Origin of the sequence: Pseudomonas sp. P5_152, from assembly GCF_033989915.1 — a bacterium.
Lineage (GTDB): Bacteria > Pseudomonadota > Gammaproteobacteria > Pseudomonadales > Pseudomonadaceae > Aquipseudomonas.
The window spans coordinates 4,197,713-4,220,271 of the sequence record NZ_JASFAH010000002.1; the positions used below are offsets into that span (position 1 = coordinate 4,197,713).

At 61.8% G+C, this 22,559-nt stretch carries 22 protein-coding genes; 10 read left to right on the forward strand and 12 right to left on the reverse strand.

Annotation, left to right across the window (positions count from 1 at the left end):
* Positions 1-6 precede the first annotated feature (6 nt).
* From nagE to QMK50_RS18910, 7 genes are all read right to left on the reverse strand, one after another.
* Complete coding sequence (nagE, locus tag QMK50_RS18880) at positions 7-1,722, reverse strand: N-acetylglucosamine-specific PTS transporter subunit IIBC (RefSeq protein ID WP_159993941.1); 1,716 nt, start codon at positions 1,720-1,722, stop codon at positions 7-9.
* 27 nt (positions 1,723-1,749) lie between these two features.
* Positions 1,750-4,263 (reverse strand): phosphoenolpyruvate--protein phosphotransferase, encoded by a 2,514-nt coding sequence (gene ptsP, locus QMK50_RS18885; protein WP_159993943.1) that lies wholly within the window; start codon positions 4,261-4,263, stop codon positions 1,750-1,752.
* A gap of 24 nt (positions 4,264-4,287) precedes the next feature.
* Positions 4,288-5,310, reverse strand: coding sequence for an SIS domain-containing protein (locus QMK50_RS18890; protein WP_159993945.1), 1,023 nt, complete (start codon positions 5,308-5,310; stop codon positions 4,288-4,290).
* On the reverse strand, positions 5,291-6,397 hold the full coding sequence (gene nagA, locus QMK50_RS18895; RefSeq protein WP_320333717.1) for an N-acetylglucosamine-6-phosphate deacetylase: 1,107 nt from the start codon (positions 6,395-6,397) through the stop codon (positions 5,291-5,293). The genes QMK50_RS18890 and nagA overlap by 20 nt, the downstream gene beginning before the upstream one ends.
* Before the next feature lie 32 nt (positions 6,398-6,429).
* The gene (locus QMK50_RS18900) at positions 6,430-7,161 is read right to left on the reverse strand and encodes a GntR family transcriptional regulator (RefSeq protein ID WP_159993949.1); all 732 of its coding nucleotides are present in this window, start codon (positions 7,159-7,161) and stop codon (positions 6,430-6,432) included.
* A 414-nt stretch (positions 7,162-7,575) separates the two neighbouring features.
* Positions 7,576-8,079 carry a L,D-transpeptidase family protein gene (locus QMK50_RS18905; protein ID WP_095171174.1) on the reverse strand — a complete coding sequence of 168 codons (504 nt, stop codon included), beginning with the start codon at positions 8,077-8,079 and terminating at the stop codon, positions 7,576-7,578.
* A 40-nt stretch (positions 8,080-8,119) separates the two neighbouring features.
* Positions 8,120-8,671 carry an NUDIX hydrolase gene (locus QMK50_RS18910; protein ID WP_159993951.1) on the reverse strand — a complete coding sequence of 184 codons (552 nt, stop codon included), beginning with the start codon at positions 8,669-8,671 and terminating at the stop codon, positions 8,120-8,122.
* Between the two features lie 148 nt (positions 8,672-8,819).
* Here QMK50_RS18910 and QMK50_RS18915 point away from each other — a divergent pair, with 148 nt between their 5' ends.
* Genes QMK50_RS18915 through QMK50_RS18925 form a run of 3 tightly spaced genes read left to right on the forward strand, consistent with a single transcriptional unit; the run spans position 8,820 to position 10,205 of the window.
* Entirely contained in the window at positions 8,820-9,419 is a 600-nt protein-coding gene (locus QMK50_RS18915; RefSeq protein ID WP_095171171.1) for a CoA pyrophosphatase, read from the forward strand.
* 49 nt (positions 9,420-9,468) lie between these two features.
* Positions 9,469-9,993 (forward strand): gamma carbonic anhydrase family protein, encoded by a 525-nt coding sequence (locus QMK50_RS18920; RefSeq protein ID WP_095171168.1) that lies wholly within the window; start codon positions 9,469-9,471, stop codon positions 9,991-9,993.
* Complete coding sequence (locus tag QMK50_RS18925; RefSeq protein ID WP_320333718.1) at positions 9,990-10,205, forward strand: DUF1289 domain-containing protein; 216 nt, start codon at positions 9,990-9,992, stop codon at positions 10,203-10,205. Before QMK50_RS18920 ends, QMK50_RS18925 begins: the two co-directional genes overlap by 4 nt.
* Positions 10,206-10,656: 451 nt before the next feature.
* Here QMK50_RS18925 and QMK50_RS18930 read toward each other — a convergent pair whose 3' ends face one another.
* Positions 10,657-10,878 carry a hypothetical protein gene (locus tag QMK50_RS18930; RefSeq protein ID WP_320333719.1) on the reverse strand — a complete coding sequence of 74 codons (222 nt, stop codon included), beginning with the start codon at positions 10,876-10,878 and terminating at the stop codon, positions 10,657-10,659.
* A 438-nt stretch (positions 10,879-11,316) separates the two neighbouring features.
* Between QMK50_RS18930 and QMK50_RS18935 the strand changes: the two genes are divergently transcribed.
* Positions 11,317-11,784, forward strand: a complete 468-nt coding sequence (locus QMK50_RS18935) for a VUT family protein (protein ID WP_095166637.1) — start codon at positions 11,317-11,319, stop codon at positions 11,782-11,784.
* 101 nt (positions 11,785-11,885) lie between these two features.
* Positions 11,886-13,067: a formate-dependent phosphoribosylglycinamide formyltransferase gene (gene purT / locus QMK50_RS18940; protein WP_320333720.1), complete on the forward strand. Its 1,182-nt coding sequence runs from the start codon at positions 11,886-11,888 to the stop codon at positions 13,065-13,067.
* Positions 13,068-13,180: 113 nt separating this feature from the next.
* On the opposite strand, the gene QMK50_RS18945 is transcribed toward purT, so the two are convergent.
* The 3 genes from QMK50_RS18945 to QMK50_RS18955 form a co-directional block, all read right to left on the reverse strand.
* Complete coding sequence (locus QMK50_RS18945) at positions 13,181-14,497, reverse strand: MFS transporter (RefSeq protein ID WP_320333721.1); 1,317 nt, start codon at positions 14,495-14,497, stop codon at positions 13,181-13,183.
* A gap of 234 nt (positions 14,498-14,731) precedes the next feature.
* A complete protein-coding gene (locus QMK50_RS18950; RefSeq protein ID WP_320333722.1) occupies positions 14,732-15,973 on the reverse strand; it encodes a transporter associated domain-containing protein in 1,242 nt (413 codons plus the stop codon).
* Between the two features lie 12 nt (positions 15,974-15,985).
* A complete protein-coding gene (locus tag QMK50_RS18955; protein WP_095166642.1) occupies positions 15,986-16,798 on the reverse strand; it encodes an inner membrane protein YpjD in 813 nt (270 codons plus the stop codon).
* A 208-nt stretch (positions 16,799-17,006) separates the two neighbouring features.
* On the opposite strand from QMK50_RS18955, the gene ffh reads away from it, so the two are divergent.
* From ffh to rplS, 5 genes are all read left to right on the forward strand, one after another.
* Complete coding sequence (ffh, locus tag QMK50_RS18960; RefSeq protein WP_095166644.1) at positions 17,007-18,383, forward strand: signal recognition particle protein; 1,377 nt, start codon at positions 17,007-17,009, stop codon at positions 18,381-18,383.
* A 249-nt stretch (positions 18,384-18,632) separates the two neighbouring features.
* On the forward strand, positions 18,633-18,884 hold the full coding sequence (gene rpsP / locus QMK50_RS18965; RefSeq protein ID WP_003198088.1) for a 30S ribosomal protein S16: 252 nt from the start codon (positions 18,633-18,635) through the stop codon (positions 18,882-18,884).
* Between the two features lie 5 nt (positions 18,885-18,889).
* Positions 18,890-19,426, forward strand: a complete 537-nt coding sequence (rimM, locus tag QMK50_RS18970; protein ID WP_095166646.1) for a ribosome maturation factor RimM — start codon at positions 18,890-18,892, stop codon at positions 19,424-19,426.
* Positions 19,408-20,181, forward strand: coding sequence for a tRNA (guanosine(37)-N1)-methyltransferase TrmD (gene trmD / locus QMK50_RS18975; protein ID WP_174244565.1), 774 nt, complete (start codon positions 19,408-19,410; stop codon positions 20,179-20,181). The genes rimM and trmD overlap by 19 nt, the downstream gene beginning before the upstream one ends.
* 45 nt (positions 20,182-20,226) lie before the next feature.
* Positions 20,227-20,577 (forward strand): 50S ribosomal protein L19, encoded by a 351-nt coding sequence (rplS, locus tag QMK50_RS18980; RefSeq protein WP_003175895.1) that lies wholly within the window; start codon positions 20,227-20,229, stop codon positions 20,575-20,577.
* 73 nt (positions 20,578-20,650) lie between these two features.
* On the opposite strand, the gene QMK50_RS18985 is transcribed toward rplS, so the two are convergent.
* Positions 20,651-22,459, reverse strand: a complete 1,809-nt coding sequence (locus QMK50_RS18985; protein WP_095166647.1) for a cation:proton antiporter — start codon at positions 22,457-22,459, stop codon at positions 20,651-20,653.
* Between the last annotated feature and the right edge of the window lie 100 nt (positions 22,460-22,559).

Below are 22,559 nucleotides of genomic sequence, written 5' to 3' on the forward strand. Positions count from 1 at the left end.
TCGGGATCAGGCCTTGGCGCGTTCGGTGTTGTGCTTGATCAGTGACTCGAGCGCCTCGCTCAGGCCCGAGGCCCTGTCCCCCAAAAGCAAGTGCCAGACACCATCGCCACCATCATCGAGCAGGCTGGCGCCCTGGCATCCCAGCGCCTTGAGCGCGGTTTGCGAGAGCGCCTTGTTGTCCGCCAGTTGCAGACGAATACGGGTCATGGCCACGCAGTCCAGTTGCCGCACATTGTCATGGCCGCCCAGCGCATCGAGCCATTGTTGAGCCTGAGGCGTTGCGACAGGGGGCGCCTGAGGCGGCATGGCTGTGCCTGGCAACGGTGCCTTGCCCGACATTGGCATGGCCAAGCGGATTTCGTCGGCGATGCTGTCGGCCATCGGCCCGACCACTACCTGCAAGCTGCCACCGTTGCCTGGCCGAACCACAGCCATCGCACCCAGCGCTTTCAGATCGGCGTCCACGGCCTTGTTGCGATCCACCATGTCCAGGCGCAGACGCGTGGTGCAGGCTCCGACACTCAGCAGGTTGGCGGCGCCGCCCAAGGCCCGGATGTAGGCGCCGGCACGCTGATGGTCGCTCATGACTTCGGCCGGTGCGACTTGAGTGTCTTCGCGCCCCGGCGTCTTCAGGTTGAAGCGCCGGATGCAGTAGCTGAACACGCTGTAGTAGACCACGGCGTAGGCCAGGCCCACGGGCATCACCAACCAGCCATTGGTGGATTTTCCCCAGCCCAGGACCATGTCGATAAAACCACCGGAGAACGTAAAACCCAGATGGATGTTCAGCAAGTTGGTAATGGCCATCGACAAACCGGTCAGTAGCGCATGCAGCAAATACAGGAAGGGCGCGAGGAACATGAAGGCGAATTCGATCGGTTCGGTCACGCCGGTGAGGAACGAGGTCAGGGCCATCGACAAGAAGATCCCGCCCATGATCTTGCGCCGCTCCGGCAGGGCATTACGGTACATCGCCAGGCAGGCGGCGGGTAAGCCGAACAGCATCACCGGGAACATGCCGGTCATGAACTGGCCGCCTTTCGGATCACCGGCAAAGTAGCGGGTCAGGTCGCCCGTCACCACGGCACCGGTCATCGGGTCGGTGAAACTGCCGAACACGAACCAGGCCATGTTGTTGAGGATGTGGTGCAAGCCGGTGACGATCAGCAAGCGATTGAATACGCCGAAGATAAATGCACCGAAGCTGCCGCTTTCCAGCAGTAACACGCCGAAGCTGTTGATGCCGTGCTGGATCGGTGGCCAGATCAGCCCGAAGATCACCCCCAGGCCAACGGCCGAGAACCCGGTGGCAATCGGCACAAACCGTCGTCCGCCAAAAAACGCCAGGTACTCCGGCAGTTTGATGTCCTTGAAACGGTTATACAGCGCGCCGGCCATCAGGCCGCTGACGATCCCGGCGAGCATGCCCATGTTGATGGTCGAGTCCAGCACCTTGAGTGTGGAGATCATCACCAGGTAGCCAATCGCCCCTGCAAGCCCCGCCGTACCGTTGTTGTCTCGGGCAAACCCCACGGCAATGCCGATGGCAAAGATCAGCGCCAGGTTGGCGAAGATCGCTTGCCCGGCGTCGTGCATCACCGCGATGTTCAGCAGGTCGGTGTCGCCCAGGCGCAGCAACAGGCCGGCGATGGGCAGGATCGCGATCGGCAGCATCAGTGCGCGGCCCAGGCGTTGCAGGCCTTCGATAAAGTGTTGGTACATGGCGAGTCTCCATTTTTCTTGTTGTTGTCAGCTCAGCGGCCAGTGGTGTTGACAGGCTTGGCGAACGGCCTTGGCGCTGCCCAGGTTGAGCAGGCCCTGGCTCAGTTGCCGGCATTGCGCCGCGTCCAGGTGACGGACGCGGTCCTTGATTTCAGCGATTTGCGGCGGGCTGACGGACAGCTCGCTCACGCCCAGGCCGACCAGTACCGGGGTGGCCGTTGGGTCGGACGCCAATGCGCCGCACACGCCGACCCAACGGCCATGTTTTGCCGCACCGGCGCAGGTCTGGGCGATCAGCCGCAACAGCGCCGGGTGCAGGGCATCGACCCGTGCGGCAAGGCCGGCGTGGTCGCGGTCCATGGCCAGGGTGTACTGGGACAGGTCATTGGTGCCGATGGACAGGAAGTCGGCATGTTCGGCCAACTGCTCGGCCATCAACGCGGCGGCGGGCACTTCGATCATCACCCCCAGCTCCGGGCGCTGGGTCAGCGCCAGTTCGGCGCACAGCTCATCCAGGCGTTGGCGGATGTGCAGTAACTCGTCGACTTCGCTGACCATCGGCAGCAGGATCCGGCAGCGTGCCAACGGGCTGACTTGCAGCAGGGCGCGCAGTTGCTGGTCCAGCAGTTCCGGACGCACCTGGGCCAGGCGAATGCCCCGCAGGCCGAGTACCGGGTTGGCTTCCGCCGGCAGCGGCAGGTAGTCCAGTTGCTTGTCGCCGCCGACGTCGATGGTGCGGATGATCACTGGCTTGTCGCCCATGGCATCCAGCACGGCTTGATAGGCCAAGCGTTGCTCTTGTTCATCAGGCGCGGTGCGACGATCAACGAAGAGGAATTCGGTACGCAATAGGCCAATGCCGTCAGCGCCGTTTTCAAAGGCGACTTGCGCCTCGCGGCTGGAAGCGACATTGGCCGCTACTTCAATGCCAACGCCATCGCGGGTCTGCGCCGGCGCTTGTGCCTGGGTTTGTTGCTGTTGGCGTCGCAGCTTTTGCGCATCGCGGATCTGGTGGACTTCGGCGTGGCGTGCTTCGTTGGGAGTCAGCTCCAGGCGACCGTTGGCGGCGTCCAGCACCACCCGCTGGCCTTGAGGCACCTCCAGCACCTCGCCGCCCAGCGCAACCACACACGGCAAGCCTTTGCCCCGGGCGAGAATCGCCACATGGGAGGTTGCGCCACCTTCGGCCATGCAGATGCCAGCGGCGTTTTGTTCGCTCAATTGCAGCAGGTCCGAGGGGGTTAATTCATGGGCGACGACGATCGCGCCGGCCGGCAACTCGAAATGCCAGGCCTCGCCCAGCAGCGCGCGCAATACCCGCTGCTGCAAGTCCCGCAGATCGTTGGCGCGCTCGGCAAACAACGGTTTGCCCAACCCCAGCAACACCGCGCATTGGGCCTGGATCGCATCACGCCAAGCGTGGGTGGCGGCGCTGCCCTGTTCGATGTCACGGGTGGCGCTTTCGAGCAAGGTCGGGTCTTCCAGCAGCGCCAGGTGGGCGGCAAAGATTTCTTCTTCCTCCAGCTCCTTGCGCTGACGAGCGTGGTCCAGGGTGTGGCGAATTTCGCCGCGAACCTGCTCCAGGGCACCATCCAGTTGTTGCAGTTGCTCGTCAGCCGAGTGATTGCGCGGGTCCGCTGGCAACTCAATCCCGTTCAACCGGAACAATGGCCCGCAGACCAGCCCGGGGGCGGCGCAGACACCTTGCAACACTCCGGCTTCGGCGGGCGCGCGACGCGGGGGAACGGCTACCGGGGCGGGGGCGTCCTCGTGGCTAACCACCGATAGTGCGGCGAGCAAGGCTTGCAGCGCCGCCTCGCAATCCTTGCCGCGACAGGTGACTTGCACCTCATCCTGTTCGCCAATCCCCAGGCCCATCAGGCCGATCAGGCTGTCGCAGGCCGCCGACTTGCCGGCAACGTGCAACTCGATCCGGCTGCTGAAGCCCTGTGCGGTCTTGCGAATCAGAGCGGCGGGGCGCGCATGCAGGCCGCCGCGGTGGGTCACGCGGACACTGGCGCTGGCTTCGCGATGGGCATCTTCGACGGGTGCCGGCGGAAGGGTTAATACCTGGCGCGCCACGATGCGCAGCAGCGGCTCTCCCAGGGTGACCGAGTGCTGCGCCAGCGGTTGCAGTTCGAACTGATCGCTGTTGGTGAGAATGATCAGGCTGACCAGGCTTTTGCATTGGCGGGCGATGCGGTCCAGGTCAAAGCGCACCAACGCTTGGCCGTTGTTGACCCGTGCGCCCTCTTTGACCAGCAGGGCAAAGCCTTCGCCCTTCAACTCGACCGTATCGATGCCCACGTGCAGCAGGATTTCAGCACCGTTGTCGGCCCGCAGAGTCAGTGCATGCCCGGTGCGGGCCACCTGAATGATCACGCCATCGCAGGGCGCATGCAGGCAATCGCTGAGTGGGTCGATGGCAATCCCGTCGCCCATGGCGCCGCTGGCGAACACCGGGTCCGGGACCTTGGCCAGCGTGAGCACCGGACCGCTGAGCGGGGCACTGAGGGTCAGTTCTTTATTGTTGTTGTGCATGGCTCGCTACTCGACTCAGGCGTGTTAGTGGGTGCGGGTCACTTTGCTCAAGTGACGTGGCTGGTCAGGGTCCATGCCACGGGCTTGCGCGAGGCCGGCGGCCATCACGTAGAAACTCTGGATCGCCAGGATCGGGTCCAGCGCCGGGTGTTCGGCGCGGCTCAGCGTCAGGTCGCGTTCGCCGATGTCATCGGGGGCGGCCAGCAACACATGGGCACCACGCTGGCGCATCTCGGCGGCCAGGCTCAACAGGCCAGCCTGTTCGGCACCCCGGGGGGCGAACACCAGCAGCGGATAGTGGTCGTCGATCAGGGCCATGGGGCCGTGCTTCACTTCGGCACTGCTGAAGGCTTCGGCCTGGATCGCCGAGGTTTCCTTGAGTTTCAGGGCGGCTTCCTGGGCGATGGCAAAGCCGGCGCCACGGCCGATCACCATCAGCCGCTGGCAATCGCGCAGGACATCGACGGCCAGGCTCCAGTCCTGGGTTGCGGCTTCGCGCAGCCCCTGGGGTAGGGCGAGGCCGGCTTCCAGCAACTCGGCGTCCTGCTTCCAGTGGGCAATCAAGCGTGCACTGGCAGTGAGGGTGGCGATGAAGCTTTTGGTCGCGGCCACGCTGCTTTCAGTGCCGGCACACAGAGGCAGGCTGAACTCGCACGCGGCCTCCAGTGGCGAGTTCTCGGCGTTGACCATGGCAATGCTCAAGGCGCCGCGCTTGCGCAACAGGCGCAGGCTGTTGACCAGGTCAGGACTCTGCCCGGACTGCGAGAAAGCGAATACCGCCTGGCCGCTGACCTTCAGCGGCGCCTGCTGCAGGGTGACCACCGACATCGGCAACGATGCCACCGGTACGCCTACATGCTGCATGGCCAGATAGGCGAAGTAGCTTGCGGCATGATCGGAACTGCCACGGGCGACGGTCATCGCCACTTGCGGTGGCTGACGGTTCAGGCGCCCGGCGATCTCGATCATCTGTGGATCGAGTTGCTGCAACTGGCGTTCGACAGCCTTGTACGAGGACAGGGCCTCTTCAAGCATTTTTGAAGTCAATGTCTTCTCCTTCGACCATCACGGCGGTCAGTGTGAGTGAGCGATCCAGGCGTACGCAGTCGGCCCAGGCGCCGGGTTGCAGGCGGCCGCGCTCAGGGAGGCCGAGGTAGTCGGCGGGAAATTGCGAAAGGCGTTGCGAGGCCTCGCACAGTGGCAGGCCGATCTTCACCAGGTTGCGCAGGGCCTGATCCATGGTCAGGGTGCTGCCGGCCAGGGTGCCGTCGGGCAAGCGCACGCCACCCAGGCATTTGGTCACGGTGTGGCTGCCCAGCTTGTACTCGCCATCCGGCATGCCGGCGGCGGCGCTGGAGTCGGTGACGCAATACAGGCACGGGATCGAGCGCAGGGCCACGCGGATCGCCCCGGGATGCACATGAAGCAGGTCCGGAATCAATTCGGCGTATTGGGCGTGGGCCAGTGCCGCGCCGACGATCCCCGGTTCGCGGTGATGCAACGGGCTCATGGCGTTGTAGAGGTGGGTGAAGCTGGTGGCACCGGCTTCAAGTGCCGCGACGCCTTCCTCGTAACTGCCCTGGGTGTGGCCGATCTGCATGCGTACGCCACGGTCGCTCAAGGCACGGATCAGTTTGTCGTGACCGGCGATTTCCGGGGCAATGGTGATCACCCGGATTGGCGCCAGTGCCAGATAGGCCTCGACCTCGGCCAGCAACGCGGTGTGAGCGAAGTTCGGTTGGGCGCCCAGTTTTCCGGGGTTGATGTACGGCCCTTCGAGGTGCACGCCCAGGACCCGGGCACAGCCTTCGAGACGCTGTTCGCAGAATTCACCGACCTGCCCCAGAACGCGAGTGATCTCTTCGGTCGGCGCGGTCATGGTCGTGGCCAGCAGCGACGTGGTGCCAAAGCGAACATGGGTGCGGGTAATGGTTTCGAAGGCGGGCGTACCTTCCATGAGGTCCCGGCCCCCACCGCCATGTACGTGCAGGTCGATAAAGCCCGGCAGCAGGTATGGCAAGTCGTTGTCCGCCGGGTCGCAGGGCTGGCCTTCGATGCGCACGATCCGGCCGTGCTCATGGATCAGCCGGCCGCGAATCCAGCCTTGGGCGGTGAGGATGTTGTCTTCGGACATAGGGCAGCTCTCAGGCGCTGACGGCGCGTTTTTTAGCGACGCAGTTCGGCTACAAAGTCGTAGTAGTCGTTGCGGCAATAGGTGTCGGTGACTTCGATCGGGGTGTTGTCTTCCAGGTAGCCGACCCGGGTCATCAGCAGCATGGCGGTGCCAGGTGCGATGCCCACCAGGGCGGCGAACTCGTCCGAGGCATTGATCGCCTGAATGTGTTGCAGGGCGCGCACCACCGGCTTGCCGATACTGTCGAGGTATTGATACAGCGAATCGCCGATGGCTTGCGGCTGGGCAATGATCGAGGCGGGCAGGGTGCTCATCTCGATGGCCATCACGGTGTCGTCGGCTTTGCGCAAGCGCTTGAGGCGCGCCACTTTGTCGTAGGGCGACAGGGCGAGGCGGATCAGTTCTTCGTGGGTCGGCTGGGTGATTTCCCGCTCCAGCCATTGCGAGCTGGGCACGAACCCCTTGAGGCGGAGCATTTCGCTGAAGCCGGACAGCCGCGACAGCGGTTGTTCCAGGCGTGGCGTGATGAAGGTGCCTGAGCCTTGGCTGCGCCGGATCAGGCCTTGTTCGAACAGCACTTCCAGGGCTTTGCGGGCGGTCACGCGGGAGATGTTCAGTGTCTCACTGAGGTTGCGCTCCGACGGCAGCGCCTGTTCGGCTTTCCATAGGCCGGCATGAATCGCGGCTTCCAGGTTGCGTGCCAGTTGCAGGTACAGCGGGGTGGGCTGGGTGTCGTCAGGGCGCAGGGTCAGGATGTGATTCATGTGCGGTTTCCGATGCGGATATTGGAGTGTTGTCGCCCGGTGATGGCGAAAAACTAATACCACTTAAATACCATGTCAACGCTGGTGGTTCGCTCCGGACGAGCCAAGGCTCGCTCCGCTGGAGGGCGTGGTGGCGTTGGGTTTGAAGTGGTATTAGAGGTGCCGCTGACAACGGATCAGATCAGGGTCTGCACCGGTGTTTTTGAAAGGAGGTGGTATTGCAGGTGGGCTGTTGGTTCGGACTGAATTTTTTTTGAATTATTTTTGATAAATGATGACGGGGGAGATCGTTTCCACGCTCCTGCGTGGGGGAATGCAGTCCGCGACGCTCTGCGCCACATCAACAGCCGAACGCGGAGCGTCCGTAGAGGCATTCCCACGCGGAGCATGGGAATGATCAGGGGGAAGAGGGGGTTACGGGCGGATTTCGATCATCGTGCCGTCCGGCACCAGGCCCCAGACTTCGCGCATGTCGACGTTACGCATGGCGACGCAGCCGTCGGTCCAGTCCAGGGTGTGGAACAGGTCTTCGGGGTTTTCTTCGGTGTCCGGGGTGCCGTGAATCATGATCATGCCGCCTGGGGCCACGCCCTCGCGGCGTGAGCGCGCAGCGTCGCTGATATTCGGGTAGGAGATGTGCATGGCCAGGTTGAAGCGCTCGCTGACTTTGCGCCAGTCCAGCCAGTACAGGCCTTCGGGGGTGCGTCGGTCGCCTTCCATGAGCTTTTGGCCCTTGGGGTTGCGGCCCAATGAGATGCGGTAGGTCTTGATGGGCTTACCGTCATTGATCAGTTGCAACTGACGGGCAGATTTGAGCACCAGGACTTTTTCGACGATTTTGCCGTCCAGGGTTTCCACGCTGGAAGCCTGGGAAACGACAGCGAACGACAGGCAGAGGAACGCGAGCAACCAGCGCATTAAAACGATATCCCTGAGAGTACGGCGTACTTTTTGTTGTTTAAGTGATCGCAGGCTGAGCAAGCGGAGGAATGGACTCGCTGCGCACCGGGTAATCCCCCCGCAAGCGGTCAGCGAAGTAGCATTCTAGGGTACGGCCCACCGTGCGGAAAGCCAGCTCTGACCAAGGGATGTCCGCTTCCTCGAAAAGCTGCACTTCCAGGCTTTCCTGGCCTGCGGAAAAGTCCAGGTCGACCAGTTCGGCGCGGAAGAATACGTGGACCTGGCTGATGTGCGGTACATCGATCAGCGTGTAGATGTTCAGGTTGCGCACCCTTGCGCAGGCTTCCTCGGCAGTTTCGCGCACGGCCGCCTGTTCGACGGTCTCGCCGTTCTCCATGAAGCCGGCCGGCAGGGTCCAGTAACCCCGGCGTGGTTCGATGGCGCGACGGCACAGCAGTACCTGGGTGCCCCAGGTTGGCAGGCAGCCGGCGACGATGTTGGGGTTCTGGTAGTGAATGGTCTGACAGCTGTCGCAGACAAACCGCAGGCGCGAATCGCCTTCGGGGATACGTTGCGTTACTGGGTTACCGCACTGGCTGCAGAATTTCATGCTGGGTCTTCCGAATAGGCCGCGCCTATCTTGGCGTGCCACAGTGTCTGTCGGCAAGTTGTCGTTTAGCGACATGCTGCAGCCCAGGGGTTGGGCGGCCTGTAGGTTTGGTGCATGATGCAAGGTAGCCAACAGATCGAGAGCACTCATGCTGGACGAGCTACTGCACCGGGTAAGCAATCACACGCCACGTACGCTGGAAACCGACCGACGTTTCCCTGAAGCCGCGGTGCTCGTGCCCATAACCCGCAGTGACGAACCGGAACTGGTTCTGACCCTGCGCGCCAGCGGGCTCTCGACCCATGGCGGTGAAGTGGCCTTCCCTGGCGGGCGGCGCGATCCCGAAGACCCGGACCTGGTGTTCACCGCCCTGCGTGAAGCCGAAGAGGAAATCGGCCTGCCGCCGGGGCTGGTGGAAGTGATCGGGCCCCTGAGTCCGCTGATCTCGCTGCACGGAATCAAGGTCACGCCATATGTGGCGGTGATTCCGGACTTCGTCGAGTACCGCGCCAACGATGCGGAGATTGCCGCAGTGTTCAGTGTGCCGCTGGAGTTCTTTCGCACGGACCCACGTGAACACACGCACCGCATTGATTATCAGGGGCGCAGTTGGTATGTGCCGAGTTACCGTTATGGCGAATACAAGATCTGGGGCCTGACCGCGATCATGATTGTCGAGTTGATCAATCTGCTCTATGACGCGAAGATCAGCCTGCATCAACCTCCCAAGAGCTTTATCAATACCTGACGCCATCCGGCATTTACCCGCGGCTGCCTGAGCCATGAGGATAACAACGATGAAATACCGCCTGGGCGACGCCCGTGTCGAGACCCACCCGCAGAGCTGGGTTGCACCGAATGCCGTGCTGATTGGCAAGGTCAAGTTGGAAGAGGGCGCCAGTGTCTGGTTCAACGCGGTCTTGCGTGGGGATAATGAGCTGATCCTGATAGGCAAGAACAGCAATGTGCAGGACGGTACCGTGATGCACACCGACATGGGCTACCCGCTGACCCTCGGTACCGGGGTTACCATCGGCCACAACGCCATGCTCCACGGCTGCACGGTGGGCGACAACAGCCTGATCGGGATTAACGCGGTGATCCTCAATGGGGCGAAGATCGGCAAGAACTGCATCATCGGCGCCAACTCGCTGATCGGCGAAAACAAGCAGATCCCTGATGGTTCTCTGGTCATGGGCTCGCCTGGCAAAGTGGTGCGCGAGCTGACCGAGCCGCAGATAAAGATGCTCCAAGCTTCTGCCGCACACTATGTGCATCGCTCCCAGCGGTACGCCGTGGACTTGGTCGAGCAGGAACCATGACTCTCCCTGAAAGACCCGTGATGTCGCCCTGCGTGAATATTTGCGCGCTGGACGAGCAGGACATCTGCACCGGTTGCCAGCGTACTGTCGGCGAAATTACCCGCTGGAGCCGGATGGACAACGACGAGCGCCGCCAGGTGCTGGGGTTGTGCCATGAACGCGCCAAGGCCAGCGGGCTAGTGTGGATGCTAGGCAAAACCCCGGCGCCTTGAGCGACCCTTTTCGGTAGGAGCAAGGCTTGCCTGCGATGGACTACGCGTTTAGACCCATCGCGGCATAGGTATCTACACAACGTTGTAGCGGCCTGTGGCGAGGGAGCTTGCTCGCGTGGCGGCCTCTGGGGTGTTGGATTAGACCGGGTACATATCCATTTCTTCGGTAACGGCCACCTATGGCTCCGCTCTTACAGCGGCTCACTTTTGAGGAGCGCAAAAGTAAGCAAAACGCTCTTACCCCCACCACTCGGTGCCTCGCTTAGGCTCGGCATGCCCGTACTCCGACATTGATTTGGGGGCCGCCGCAATGGGCCCTCCCTGGCCCAGTGCGGCTAAACCGGCGTCCTGCCGGTTTACCCCCAAATCAATATCGAAGTACGGCCAGCGTGGTTAACGGGGCGCCCAGGATCAAAAACAAAGCGAGGCGGCCTGAAAGCCGACCTGATCGCTAGGGCATGCGCGGTGTGGCTTCTACTTCCCAAGACGCTGACGAAGTCAGCAATCTTTTGATCTGGCTCTGGCTCTGGCTCTGGCTCTGGCTCTGGCTCTGGCTCTGGCTCTGGCTCTGGCTCTGGCTCTGGCTCTGGCTCTGGCTCTGGCTCTGGCTCTGGCTCTGGCTCTGGCTCTGGCTCTGGCTCTGGCTTTTGATCTTGGGCGCCCCGTTAACCACGCTGGCCGAACGCAGGCTTGAAGCCGTGGGTAACCCGGCAGGACGCCGGGTTAGCCGCCACGCGCCATGGATGGCGCGTGGCGGCGGCCCACGGATTCAAGCCGGAGTGAGGGAACACCGAGCCCAAGCGAGGTGCCAAGTGGTGGGGCAAGAGCCTTTTGCTTACTTTTGGGCTCCTCCAAAAGTGAGCCGCTGTAAAAGCGGAACCATAGGAGGCCGTTACCGCAGAAATGGATATGTACTCGGCCTGATCCAACACCCCAGTCGGCCCACAGGCGCAACGTCGAACCACAGCTGTGTAGATACCTATGCCCATCGCGGGCAAGCCTTGCTCCTACCGATAGCAGACAGCAGACAGCAGACAGCCGCATTGGGATTTGGCGGCTTCGCGCCGCTGCAGTACCCTATGCGCCAATCTGCCAGGTATCCCCGCGCCCCATGCTCTTCCTGATCGCCTACATCAGCAGCGTCGTGCTGATCAACTACGCCTTTTCCACTGCACCACACCTGGACATCATCTGGTCGGCCTGGGGTGGGCTGGTGTTCGTGCTGCGCGACATGGTGCAGATCCGCTTCGGCCATGGCGCGATCATTGCCATGCTGGCGGCGCTGGTGTTGTCGTACCTGACATCCGACCCTTCCATCGCCCTGGCCAGCGCCACTGCGTTTGCAGTGTCGGAGTGCATCGATTGGCTGGTGTTCAGCATCACCAAGCGGCCCTTGCACGACCGGTTGTGGATCAGTTCGGCGCTGAGCATTCCCCTGGATACCTTCATTTTCTTCGGCATGATCGACGCCCTGACTCCCGGCGTGCTGCTCACCGCCCTGGGCTCGAAGTTCGCCGGCGTGACGGCCGTGTGGCTGATCATGGCCTGGCGCCTGCGCAAACAGGCGATCGTCAGCTAAGGCCAAAGCCGCTGGTTCATGTAAAATGCCGCGCTTTCTCCCCATGGGAAGTGCGCGCTGCGCCATATCCCTCGATGATCCGCTCCTTTGAGGAACTTCAGATGACTCGTATCGGAACTCCATTGTCGCCAACCGCGACCCGCGTATTGCTGTGTGGCTGTGGTGAGTTGGGCAAGGAGGTGGTGATCGAGCTGCAACGCCTGGGCGTTGAAGTGATTGCCGTGGATCGTTACGCCGACGCGCCAGCGATGCAGGTGGCGCACCGCAGCCACGTGATCAACATGCTCGACGGTGCCGCGCTGCGGGCAGTGATCGAAGCCGAGAAGCCGCACTTCATCGTGCCGGAAATCGAAGCCATCGCCACCGCTACCCTGGTGGAGTTGGAGGCCGAAGGCTTCACCGTGATCCCTACCGCCCGTGCCGCGCAACTGACCATGAACCGCGAAGGCATCCGTCGCCTGGCCGCCGAAGAGCTCGACCTGCCAACTTCCCCGTACCACTTCGCCGATACCGTCGAAGACTATCGCAAGGCGGTCGAGGACCTGGGCTTCCCTTGTGTGGTCAAGCCGGTGATGAGTTCCTCGGGCAAGGGCCAGAGCTTGCTGCGCAGTGCCGATGACGTGCAGAGCGCCTGGGACTACGCGCAGGAAGGCGGGCGTGCCGGTAAAGGCCGGGTGATCGTCGAGGGCTTCATCGACTTCGACTACGAAATCACCCTGCTGACCGTGCGCCACGTTGGCGGCACCACTTTCTGTGCCCCCGTCGGTCACCGTCAGGAGAAGGGCGATTACCAGGAGTCCTGGCAGCCACAAGCCATGAGCCCGATTGCCCTGGCGGAATCCGAGCGGGTAGCCAAGGCTGTGACCGAGGCTCTGGGTGGGCGTGGTCTGTTTGGCGTCGAGCTGTTCATCAAGGGTGATCAGGTGTGGTTCAGCGAAGTCTCGCCGCGTCCCCATGACACCGGCCTGGTGACTCTGATTTCCCAGGACCTGTCGCAGTTCGCGCTGCACGCCCGGGCAATTCTCGGCCTGCCGATCCCATTGATCCGTCAGTTCGGTCCTTCGGCTTCGGCGGTGATTCTGGTGGAAGGACAGTCGACCCAGACTGCGTTTGCCAACCTGGGGGCTGCCTTGAGCGAGCCGGATACCGCGTTGCGCTTGTTCGGCAAGCCAGAGGTGAACGGTCAGCGTCGCATGGGTGTGGCGCTGGCGCGCGATGAGTCGATTGAATTGGCCCGGGCTAAAGCAACCCGCGCTTCTCAGGCTGTAGTGGTAGAGCTCTAAACTGCAGCGCGGCTATCGCGGGCAAGCCCGCTCTCACAGGGTTTCTGGTGTACACAAAATTTGTGATCAGCCGAACATCCTGTGGGAGCGGGCTTGCCCGCGATGGCGTCTTATCAGGCCACCCGATTCAAATCGTTGTTACGCGTCTCCTTCAGGTACAGCACGGCAATCAAGCTGAGCACCGCTGCCCCCGACACATACCCGCCGACATAACTCAAACCGCCCATCGCCACCAGCTTCTGCGCAAAGAACGGCGCCGCCGAGGCTCCGACAATGCCGCCCAGGTTGTAGGCTGCCGATGCGCCGGTGTAGCGCACGTGTGTCGGAAACAGTTCCGGCAGCAGCGCGCCCATCGGCGCAAACGTCACGCCCATCAGGAACAGTTCGATGCACAGGAACAGCGCCACGCCCCAGGTCGAACCCTGGGTCAGCAGCGGCTCCATCAGGAACCCCGACAGAATCGCCAGCACACCACCGACGATCAGCACCGGCTTGCGTCCGTAACGGTCGCTGGCCCAGGCCGACAGTGGGGTGGCGGCGGCCATGAACAGCACCGCGAAGCACAGCAGGCCGAGGAAGGTTTCGCGGCTGTAGCCCAGGGTCGAAACCCCGTAGCTCAGGGAGAACACGGTGGAAATGTAGAACAGTGCGTAGCACACCACCATCGAGCCTGCGCCCAGCAACATCGGTGCCCAATATTGGCTGAACAGCTCGACCAGTGGGATCTTCACCCGTTCCTGGCGTGCCACGGCGTTGGCGAACACCGGGGTTTCGTGCAGCTTGAGGCGCACATACAGGCCCACCATCACCAGTGCGGCGCTGAGCAGGAACGGAATGCGCCAGCCCCAGGAACGGAACTGTTCGTCGTCCAGGGTCATGGCCAGGGTCAGGAACAGGCCATTGGCGGCCAGGAAGCCGATCGAAGGACCCAGTTGCGGGAACATGCCGAACCAGGCGCGTTTGCCCGGTGGCGCGTTTTCCGTGGCCAGCAAGGCAGCGCCACCCCATTCCCCGCCCAGTCCCAGGCCCTGGCCGAAGCGCAGCACGCACAGGAGGATCGGCGCCCAGGCGCCAATGCTGTTGTAACCCGGGAGTACGCCGATCAAGGTGGTGCAGACGCCCATCAGCAGCAGCGAGGCGACCAGGGTCGATTTGCGCCCGATACGATCACCGAAGTGGCCGAATAGCGCCGAACCCAACGGCCGGGCCAGAAAGGCGATGCCGAAGGTCAGGAAGGCCGACAGCATTTGCGCGGTGCCGGAAGTCTGGGGGAAAAATACCGGGCCGATCACCAGTGCCGCGGCAGTGGCGTAGACATAAAAGTCGTAGAACTCGATGGCCGTGCCGATAAAACTCGCGGTGGCCACTCGGGTGGCGGAGTTAGTCGGTTGGGCAGGTGTGGCTTCGCCGTAAGTGGTGCTCGTCGTCATGCGGTTATCCCTGACAGTCATGTGCTCGCGAGGAGCGAATTATTATGGTTGAAGCACCCAGGGATGTTGGGGTGGGGCGCGGAGGGCGCTCCAGGTAGGAGCGTTCGCCGCAGAGTCGTGCAACTGGCCGCAAGACACTGGGTGCGGGTAGCACGGTCTGCGGCGGGGCTTGGGTAAGCGTCGTGATTATAGGAAGGGGGCTAACGATTCAACAAGAGGCGGTGCAGTGCTCTTTCAGCCAATTGCAGGCACGGACGTGGTGTGCCAGATCAGCACCTGGCTGACGCGGTTTTCCTCGGTTTCGAGGATCTCCAACCGATAGCGGCCGATTTTCAGGCACACCGGGCAGTCCGGAATGGTTTCCAGCGCCTCGGTCACCAGGCCGTTGAGGGTTTTCGGGCCGTCGCTGGGCAGGTGCCAGCCCAGGGTCTTGTTCAGCTCGCGGATGGACGCTGCGCCGTCGATCACCAGCCGTCCATCGGCTTGCGGGTGAATGTGCGGGTTGTCGAGGCTGTGCTGGCTTTCGAACTCACCGACGATTTCTTCGAGAATGTCTTCCAGGGTCACGATGCCCTGCACTTCGCCGTATTCGTCGACCACCATCCCCAGGCGCCGCTGCTGTTTGTGGAAGTTCAGCAGCTGCAGTTGCAGTGGGGTGCTTTCCGGCACGAAATACGGTTCGTGGCAGGCCGCCAGCAAGGCCTCTTTGGTCAGGCTGGCATCGGGCAGCAAGTGGCGGATCTGCCGGGTGTTGAGTACCGCCTCGACCTGGTTGATATCGCTGTGGAACACCGGCAGGCGCGTGCGTTTGTTGGTGCGCAGCTGTTCGATGATGTCTTCGAGCGGATCGTCGAGGTTGATCCCATCCACTTCGCTGCGTGGCACCAGGATGTCGTTGACGGTGATGTTGTCCAGCGCATGAATGCCGGCCAGGGCGTGGGGGCGACAGGCGGCATGTTCGTGCTCGTTGTCGTTTATCGGAATGGGCTGTGGCTCGTCTTCGCTCTGTTGTACCACCTTGGGTTTGCGTGCCAGGGGCTTGAGCAGCAGCAGGCTGATGCTGCTGAGCAGCCAGGCGAGCGGGTAGAGGATCTTCAATGGCACGCCGAGCAGGGTGTTGCCCAGCGCCAGGATGGTATCCGGATAGCGGCTGGCGAGGGTGCGCGGCAGGTAATCGGCGAATATCAGCAAGGCCGCCGTGGCGCTCAGGCAGGCGAGCCAGGGGCCGTTGTCGGCCCAACCGAATACCGCCAGCAGGGTGCTGATGACCACCACCAGTGCCCGGCACAAGGTATTGCACAGAATCAGGCTGCTGAGCGGGAAGTTGAGCCTGGCCACCGGCTTGTCGTTCGCCCGTGAGGCGGTGCGTTGAGCCAGCAGTTGCTGTTGCGCCGCTTCGATGGCGGTAAACAGGCCCGACCAGAGGATCAGCAGGGCCAGCACGGCGAGCAAGGGCCCTATGGGCAGGTTATCCATAACGAATGCCCGTCAGATGTGCAAGATGAATTCGCGGACCAGCTTGCTGCCGAAATAGGCCAGCATCAGCAGGCAGAAGCCGGCCAGGGTCCAGCGAATGGCCTTGTGTCCGCGCCAGCCGAGGCGATTGCGGCCCCACAGCAACACGCTGAAGACGATCCAGGCCAGGCACGCCAGCAGGGTCTTGTGCACCAGGTGCTGGGCAAACAGGTTCTCGACGAACAACCAGCCGGAGATCAGTGACAGCGACAGCAGGGTCCAGCCGGCCCAGAGGAAACCGAACAGCAGGCTCTCCATGGTTTGCAGCGGCGGGAAGTTCTTGATCAGCCCTGAGGGGTGCTTGTGCTTGAGTTGATAGTCTTGCACCAGTACCAGCAGCGCCTGGAACACAGCGATGGTGAACATGCCGTAGGCCAGGATCGACAGCAGGATATGGGCGAGAATTCCGGGTTCCTCGTCGATCACCTGCACCGTGCCCGACGGCGCGAACTGCGCCAGCAGCACCGTGGCCAGTCCCAGTGGGAACAACAGCAGCAGCAGGTTTTCCACCGGGATGCGTGAGCACGCCAGCAGGGTCAGGGCAATCACTGCGGCGGCAATCAGGCTGGCGGCGCTGAAAAAATCCAGGCCCAGGCCGATCGGCGTCACCAAGTGGGTGAACAGGCTCGCGCTGTGCGCCAGGACGGCGAGGATGCCGAGCATGACCAGCAGGCGTTTGTTCACCTTGGCGCCTGTGGCCAGGCGAGAGCCTTGGTAGAAAGTCGCAGCGGCGTATAAGCAGGCGGCGGCGAGTGTCGTGAGCAAACTGGGTGACAAGGGGAGCATAAATCCTGTTAGGCAAGCCCGAAAGAGAATGAGTTTGGCATACAACCCTTGTCGCATGAAAGACCGCACAACCAGACGGCGGGTGTGCGCCAGACGCAGTCTTCGCTATAATCCGCGACCTGCCCACGCCGCAGGCTCGCCGAGCACATGTTTTTCACGGTCTGGGCCGCCATTACCTCGGTCTCCATAGGGCCTGAAAGGATCGCGCATGTTTGAAAACTTAACCGACCGTCTCTCGCAGACGCTGCGCCATGTCACCGGCAAAGCCAAGCTGACTGAAGACAATATCAAAGACACCCTGCGTGAAGTGCGCATGGCGTTGCTCGAAGCCGACGTCGCCCTGCCGGTGGTCAAGGACTTCGTCAATTCGGTCAAGGAGCGCGCTGTCGGCACCGAGGTGTCGCGCAGCCTGACGCCGGGCCAGGCGTTCGTGAAGATCGTCCAGGCCGAACTCGAAAGCCTGATGGGCGAGGCCAACGAAGATCTGAACCTGAGTGCCGTGCCGCCAGCCGTGATCCTGATGGCCGGTCTGCAGGGTGCCGGTAAAACCACCACTGCTGGCAAGCTGGCGCGCTTCCTCAAGGAGCGCAAGAAGAAGTCGGTGATGGTGGTGTCCGCGGACGTCTACCGTCCGGCGGCGATTAAACAGCTGGAAACCCTGGCCAACGACATTGGCGTGACGTTCTTCCCGTCCGACCTGAGCCAGAAGCCGGTCGATATCGCCGAAGCCGCCATTAAAGAAGCACGCCTGAAATTCATCGACGTAGTCATCGTCGATACCGCCGGTCGCCTGCACATCGACGAAGAGATGATGGGCGAGATCAAGGCCCTGCATGCCGCGATCAAGCCGGTCGAGACCCTGTTCGTGGTCGACGCCATGACCGGCCAGGACGCCGCCAACACGGCCAAGGCCTTTGGCGATGCGCTGCCGCTGACCGGGGTGATCCTGACCAAGGTCGACGGTGATGCCCGTGGCGGTGCGGCGTTGTCGGTTCGCTCCATCACCGGCAAGCCGATCAAGTTCATCGGTATGGGCGAGAAGACTGAAGCCCTGGAGCCGTTCCATCCCGAGCGTATCGCTTCGCGCATCCTCGGCATGGGTGACGTGCTCAGTCTGATCGAGCAGGCTGAACAGACCCTCGACAAGGACAAGGCCGACAAGCTGGCGAAAAAGCTGAAGAAGGGCAAAGGCTTCGACCTCGAAGACTTCCGCGATCAGCTGCAACAGATGAAAAACATGGGCGGCCTCGGCGGCTTGATGGACAAGCTGCCGAACATCGGCGGTGTCAACCTGGCGCAAATGGGCAATGCCCAGGGCGCGGCAGAGAAACAGTTCAAGCAGATGGAAGCCATCATCAACTCCATGACCCCGGCCGAGCGCCGCGACCCTGAGCTGATCAGCGGTTCGCGCAAGCGTCGGATTGCCATGGGTTCCGGCACCCAGGTGCAGGACATCGGCCGCTTGATCAAGCAACACAAGCAGATGCAGAAGATGATGAAGAAATTCTCCGCCAAAGGCGGTATGGCCAAAATGATGCGCGGCATGGGCGGTATGTTGCCCGGCGGCGGCATGCCAAAAATGTAAAGAATTCGCGCCGACAGTCTTGTCGGCGCGGCCCCCACATGGACGTGGGGCCAGCAGTAGCCCGCCTTGGCGGGCGCTGACTCGCCGTTGGAGACAACGGCTCTACCGCAAATCTGGATGGCACGCCGATAGGCGCCAGAAAAAGACATTTGCAAAAGTCCGGATATTCCTTAGAATATGCGGCCTTTCGGGCACCTATGCCCGCTGTGCATTTAGATTTGCAGCACCGACTACAGGAACTATGTTCACATGCTAACAATCCGTCTTGCCCTTGGCGGCTCCAAAAAGCGCCCGTTCTACCACTTGACCGTAACCGACAGCCGCAACCCGCGCGACGGTTCGCACAAAGAACAGGTTGGTTTCTTCAACCCTGTTGCTCGTGGTCAAGAAGTCCGTCTGTCCGTGAACCAAGAGCGCGTAGCCTACTGGCTGAGCGTTGGTGCACAACCTTCTGAGCGCGTTGCTCAGTTGCTGAAGGAATCTGCTAAGGCTGCGGCCTGAGCAATATGAACGCGACGCCAGCCAATGCTGATGATTTGATCGTTATCGGCAAAATTTATTCTGTTCATGGCGTTCGCGGCGAAGTGAAGGTGTATTCCTTTACTGATCCGACTGAAAACCTCTTGCAGTACAAAACCTGGACGCTCAAGCGCGAAGGCAGCGTAAAGCAGGTTGAGCTGGTCAGCGGACGTGGGAACGACAAGTTCCTGGTCGCAAAGCTCAAGGGTCTTGATGATCGTGAAGAAGCGCGTCTTCTGGCCGGTTACGAGATCTGCGTGCCGCGCAACCTGTTCCCTGAACTGACCGACGGCGAGTACTACTGGTACCAGCTCGAAGGTCTGAAGGTCATTGACCAACTCGGGCAATTGCTCGGGAAGATCGATCATCTTCTGGAAACCGGCGCCAATGATGTAATGGTGGTCAAGCCTTGCGCTGGCAGCCTGGATGATCGCGAACGCCTGTTGCCCTATACGGAGCAATGTGTGTTGGCAGTCGACCTGGCAGCAGGCGAGATGAAGGTGGAATGGGATGCGGACTTCTAAGCGTGGCTAACTTGCGCGTAGAAGTGATCAGTTTGTTTCCCGAGATGTTCTCCGCCATCAGCGAGTACGGCATCACCAGTCGGGCGGTGAAACAGGGGCTCTTGCAGCTGACCTGTTGGAATCCGCGAGACTACACGACGGATCGACATCACACTGTGGACGATCGCCCATTTGGCGGTGGCCCGGGCATGGTGATGAAGATCAAGCCCCTGGAAGATGCTCTGGTTCAGGCCAAGGCAGCAGCCGGGGAGGCGGCGAAGGTCATTTACCTGTCGCCCCAAGGCCGTCAACTGACTCAGTCGGCGGTACGCGAGTTGGCGAATGAGGAAGCATTAATCCTGATTGCCGGTCGCTATGAAGGCATTGACGAGCGATTTATTGAAGCTCATGTCGATGAAGAGTGGTCGATTGGTGACTATGTACTGTCTGGCGGCGAGCTGCCGGCGATGGTCCTGATTGACGCGGTTACACGACTGCTGCCTGGAGCTTTAGGGCATGCGGACTCCGCCGAGGAAGATTCCTTTACGGATGGTCTGCTGGATTGCCCGCACTACACCCGACCGGAGGTGTATGCGGATCAGCGTGTTCCCGACGTGTTGCTAAGTGGCAATCACGCGCATATCCGGCGTTGGCGTTTACAGCAGTCCCTTGGTAGGACCTTTGAACGACGCGCCGATCTTCTGGAAAGCCGCTCGCTTTCTGGAGAAGAGAAGAAGCTGCTCGAGGAATACATCCGCGAGCGGGACGATAGTTAACAACGTATCGATGGTAGGTCCGATGACTTACCTTAGGAGCACAGCATGACTAACAAAATCATCCTTGCACTCGAAGCAGAGCAGATGACCAAAGAGATCCCTACCTTTGCCCCGGGCGACACCATTGTCGTTCAGGTGAAAGTGAAGGAAGGCGACCGTTCGCGTCTGCAAGCGTTCGAAGGTGTTGTAATCGCCAAGCGTAACCGCGGCGTAAACAGTGCTTTCACCGTACGTAAGATCTCCAACGGTGTTGGCGTAGAGCGTACTTTCCAGACCTACAGCCCGCAAATCGACAGCATGGCTGTCAAGCGTCGCGGTGACGTACGTAAAGCCAAGCTGTACTACCTGCGTGACCTGTCGGGTAAAGCAGCTCGCATCAAGGAAAAACTGGCTTAAGTCCAGCTTCCGATGCAGAAAAAAGCAGCCTACGGGCTGCTTTTTTGTGCCCGCAATTTACCTCTGGCGCTGGTCAGGCGCCATTGGCCTCTGGCTGGATTAGCGCCACCAGGGTCCAGCCGGCGGCGGGTTTGATCACGCTTCCGGGTGTCAGCACGTAGACCCAGCCGCTGGGGTCCTGGGCAAACAGCAGGGTCGCACGATCACCGTGCAGGGCCTGATAGTCCTCCCAGGCAAAACCGTCGGTCAGGTGGGTGGTATAGAGTTCGGCGCCCTGGCTGAGCAGGCTGGCCAGCTTGGTGTAGGTCAGGACCTGGCTGCCCAGCAGTTGCCCACGGTGCTCGTGGCTGGCGCGGTGCTTGTCGGTGCGCCGGCTTTCCTGGCCGCTGGCCAGGGCGAACATGCGCTGCTGCCCGAACTCATGGCGAAAGCGCATGGTTGCCAGGGTATTGAGTTCTCCCGAAGGGGAGAGCGCCAGCAGGTGGCCGAGGCCGACCAGGTCCAGGTGCGCATCCGCGTGCTGCGAGGCCGGGTTGCCGAAGTAGGTGGGCAGCCCCTCCATGCGGGCTGCACGAATGTTTTCCCAGCTCGAGTCGGTCAGCAGCACACGGCTGCCCAGTTGCTGCAGGGCCTTGCCCAGCGCCCGAGAAGGGCCATTGGCGCCAACGATGAGAAATCCGCTGGGGGCGGGTTCGGCAACTTTCAGCAGGCGCGCCAGGGGGCGGGCAGTGGCGCTTTGCAACACCACCGTGCCGATGATCACCGCAAACGTCAGGGGTACCAGCAGCAGCGCACCTTGATGACCGGCCTCATGCAGGCGTATCGCAAAGATTGCCGAGACTGCCGCCGCGACGATGCCCCGTGGCGCGATCCAGGCCAGCAGGGCGCGCTCGCGCCAGTTGAGGGTGGAGCCCAAGGTCGAGAGCACCACGTTCAGCGGCCGCGCGATGAACTGGATTACCAGTAATAGCAGCAGGACCAGCGGCCCGAGGGCGATCATCGCGTTCAAGTCCAGTCGGGCCGCCAGCAGAATGAACAGGCCGGAGATCAGCAGCACGCTGAGGTTTTCCTTGAAGTGCAGGATGTGCCGCACATCCACGCCCTTCATGTTGGCCAGCCACATCCCCATCAGGGTCACCGCCAGCAGTCCGGACTCGTGCATCACCTCGTTGGCGGCGATGAAGATCGCCAGTACGGCGGCCAGCGACGCCAGGTTGTGCAGGTATTCCGGCAGCCATTGGCGCCGAATCAGGGTGCCGAGGGCCCAGCCACCGCCGATGCCGAACAAGCTGCCGCACAGGATCACCCCAGCGAATGTCAGCAAGCTGTGCTTGATGCCGTGGCCTTCGGCGCTGGCGATGATGAAGCTATAGACCACCACTGCGAGCAACGCGCCAATTGGGTCAATGACGATACCTTCCCAGCGCAGGATGTTGGCGATCGAGGCCTTCGGGCGCACCACCCGCAGCATCGGCACAATGACCGTAGGGCCCGTAACCAGGGTCAGGCTGCCAAACAGGATCGCCAGCAGCCAGTCGAAACCCAGCAGCCAGTGGGTGGCCACCGCGATCACCACCCAGGTTGCCAAGGCGCCGATGGTCACCAGCCGATGCACTACGCTGCCGATCTCGCGCCATTCGGACAGGTGCAAGGTCAGGCTGCCTTCAAACAGGATCAGCGCCACGGCCAGCGACACCAGGGGCATCAGCAGCGGGCCGAACATTTCCTGTGGGTCGAGCCAGCCCAATACAGGTCCCACCACAATCCCGGTCAACAGCAGAAACAGAATCGCCGGTAGTTTCAGGCGCCAGGCCAGCCATTGGCAGCCTAACGCCGCTGCACCAATGCCACCGAAGGCCAAAAGAATTTGCTGCTCGTTCATTGATGCTCCCTGTTCCTTGAAATAGCTGGCTATGAAAGACTAGCGGGCATCCTTACCGTTCCCTGTTTTTTTACGCGCAGCGCCCGGCCTGCGTGTCTTG

Excerpts from the sequence above, each read along its gene's own strand:
- nagE (WP_159993941.1), bottom strand. The coding sequence starts at position 1,722 with ATGTACCAACACTTTATCGAAGGCCTGCAACGCCTGGGCCGCGCACTG.
- ptsP (WP_159993943.1), bottom strand. The coding sequence starts at position 4,263 with ATGCACAACAACAATAAAGAACTGACCCTCAGTGCCCCGCTCAGCGGT.
- nagA (WP_320333717.1), bottom strand. The coding sequence starts at position 6,397 with ATGTCCGAAGACAACATCCTCACCGCCCAAGGCTGGATTCGCGGCCGG.
- QMK50_RS18900 (WP_159993949.1), bottom strand. The coding sequence starts at position 7,161 with ATGAATCACATCCTGACCCTGCGCCCTGACGACACCCAGCCCACCCCG.
- QMK50_RS18905 (WP_095171174.1), bottom strand. The coding sequence starts at position 8,079 with ATGCGCTGGTTGCTCGCGTTCCTCTGCCTGTCGTTCGCTGTCGTTTCC.
- QMK50_RS18910 (WP_159993951.1), bottom strand. The coding sequence starts at position 8,671 with ATGAAATTCTGCAGCCAGTGCGGTAACCCAGTAACGCAACGTATCCCC.
- QMK50_RS18915 (WP_095171171.1), top strand. The coding sequence starts at position 8,820 with ATGCTGGACGAGCTACTGCACCGGGTAAGCAATCACACGCCACGTACG.
- QMK50_RS18920 (WP_095171168.1), top strand. The coding sequence starts at position 9,469 with ATGAAATACCGCCTGGGCGACGCCCGTGTCGAGACCCACCCGCAGAGC.
- QMK50_RS18925 (WP_320333718.1), top strand. The coding sequence starts at position 9,990 with ATGACTCTCCCTGAAAGACCCGTGATGTCGCCCTGCGTGAATATTTGC.
- QMK50_RS18935 (WP_095166637.1), top strand. The coding sequence starts at position 11,317 with ATGCTCTTCCTGATCGCCTACATCAGCAGCGTCGTGCTGATCAACTAC.
- purT (WP_320333720.1), top strand. The coding sequence starts at position 11,886 with ATGACTCGTATCGGAACTCCATTGTCGCCAACCGCGACCCGCGTATTG.
- QMK50_RS18945 (WP_320333721.1), bottom strand. The coding sequence starts at position 14,497 with ATGACGACGAGCACCACTTACGGCGAAGCCACACCTGCCCAACCGACT.
- QMK50_RS18950 (WP_320333722.1), bottom strand. The coding sequence starts at position 15,973 with ATGGATAACCTGCCCATAGGGCCCTTGCTCGCCGTGCTGGCCCTGCTG.
- QMK50_RS18955 (WP_095166642.1), bottom strand. The coding sequence starts at position 16,798 with ATGCTCCCCTTGTCACCCAGTTTGCTCACGACACTCGCCGCCGCCTGC.
- ffh (WP_095166644.1), top strand. The coding sequence starts at position 17,007 with ATGTTTGAAAACTTAACCGACCGTCTCTCGCAGACGCTGCGCCATGTC.
- rpsP (WP_003198088.1), top strand. The coding sequence starts at position 18,633 with ATGCTAACAATCCGTCTTGCCCTTGGCGGCTCCAAAAAGCGCCCGTTC.
- rimM (WP_095166646.1), top strand. The coding sequence starts at position 18,890 with ATGAACGCGACGCCAGCCAATGCTGATGATTTGATCGTTATCGGCAAA.
- trmD (WP_174244565.1), top strand. The coding sequence starts at position 19,408 with ATGGGATGCGGACTTCTAAGCGTGGCTAACTTGCGCGTAGAAGTGATC.
- rplS (WP_003175895.1), top strand. The coding sequence starts at position 20,227 with ATGACTAACAAAATCATCCTTGCACTCGAAGCAGAGCAGATGACCAAA.
- QMK50_RS18985 (WP_095166647.1), bottom strand. The coding sequence starts at position 22,459 with ATGAACGAGCAGCAAATTCTTTTGGCCTTCGGTGGCATTGGTGCAGCG.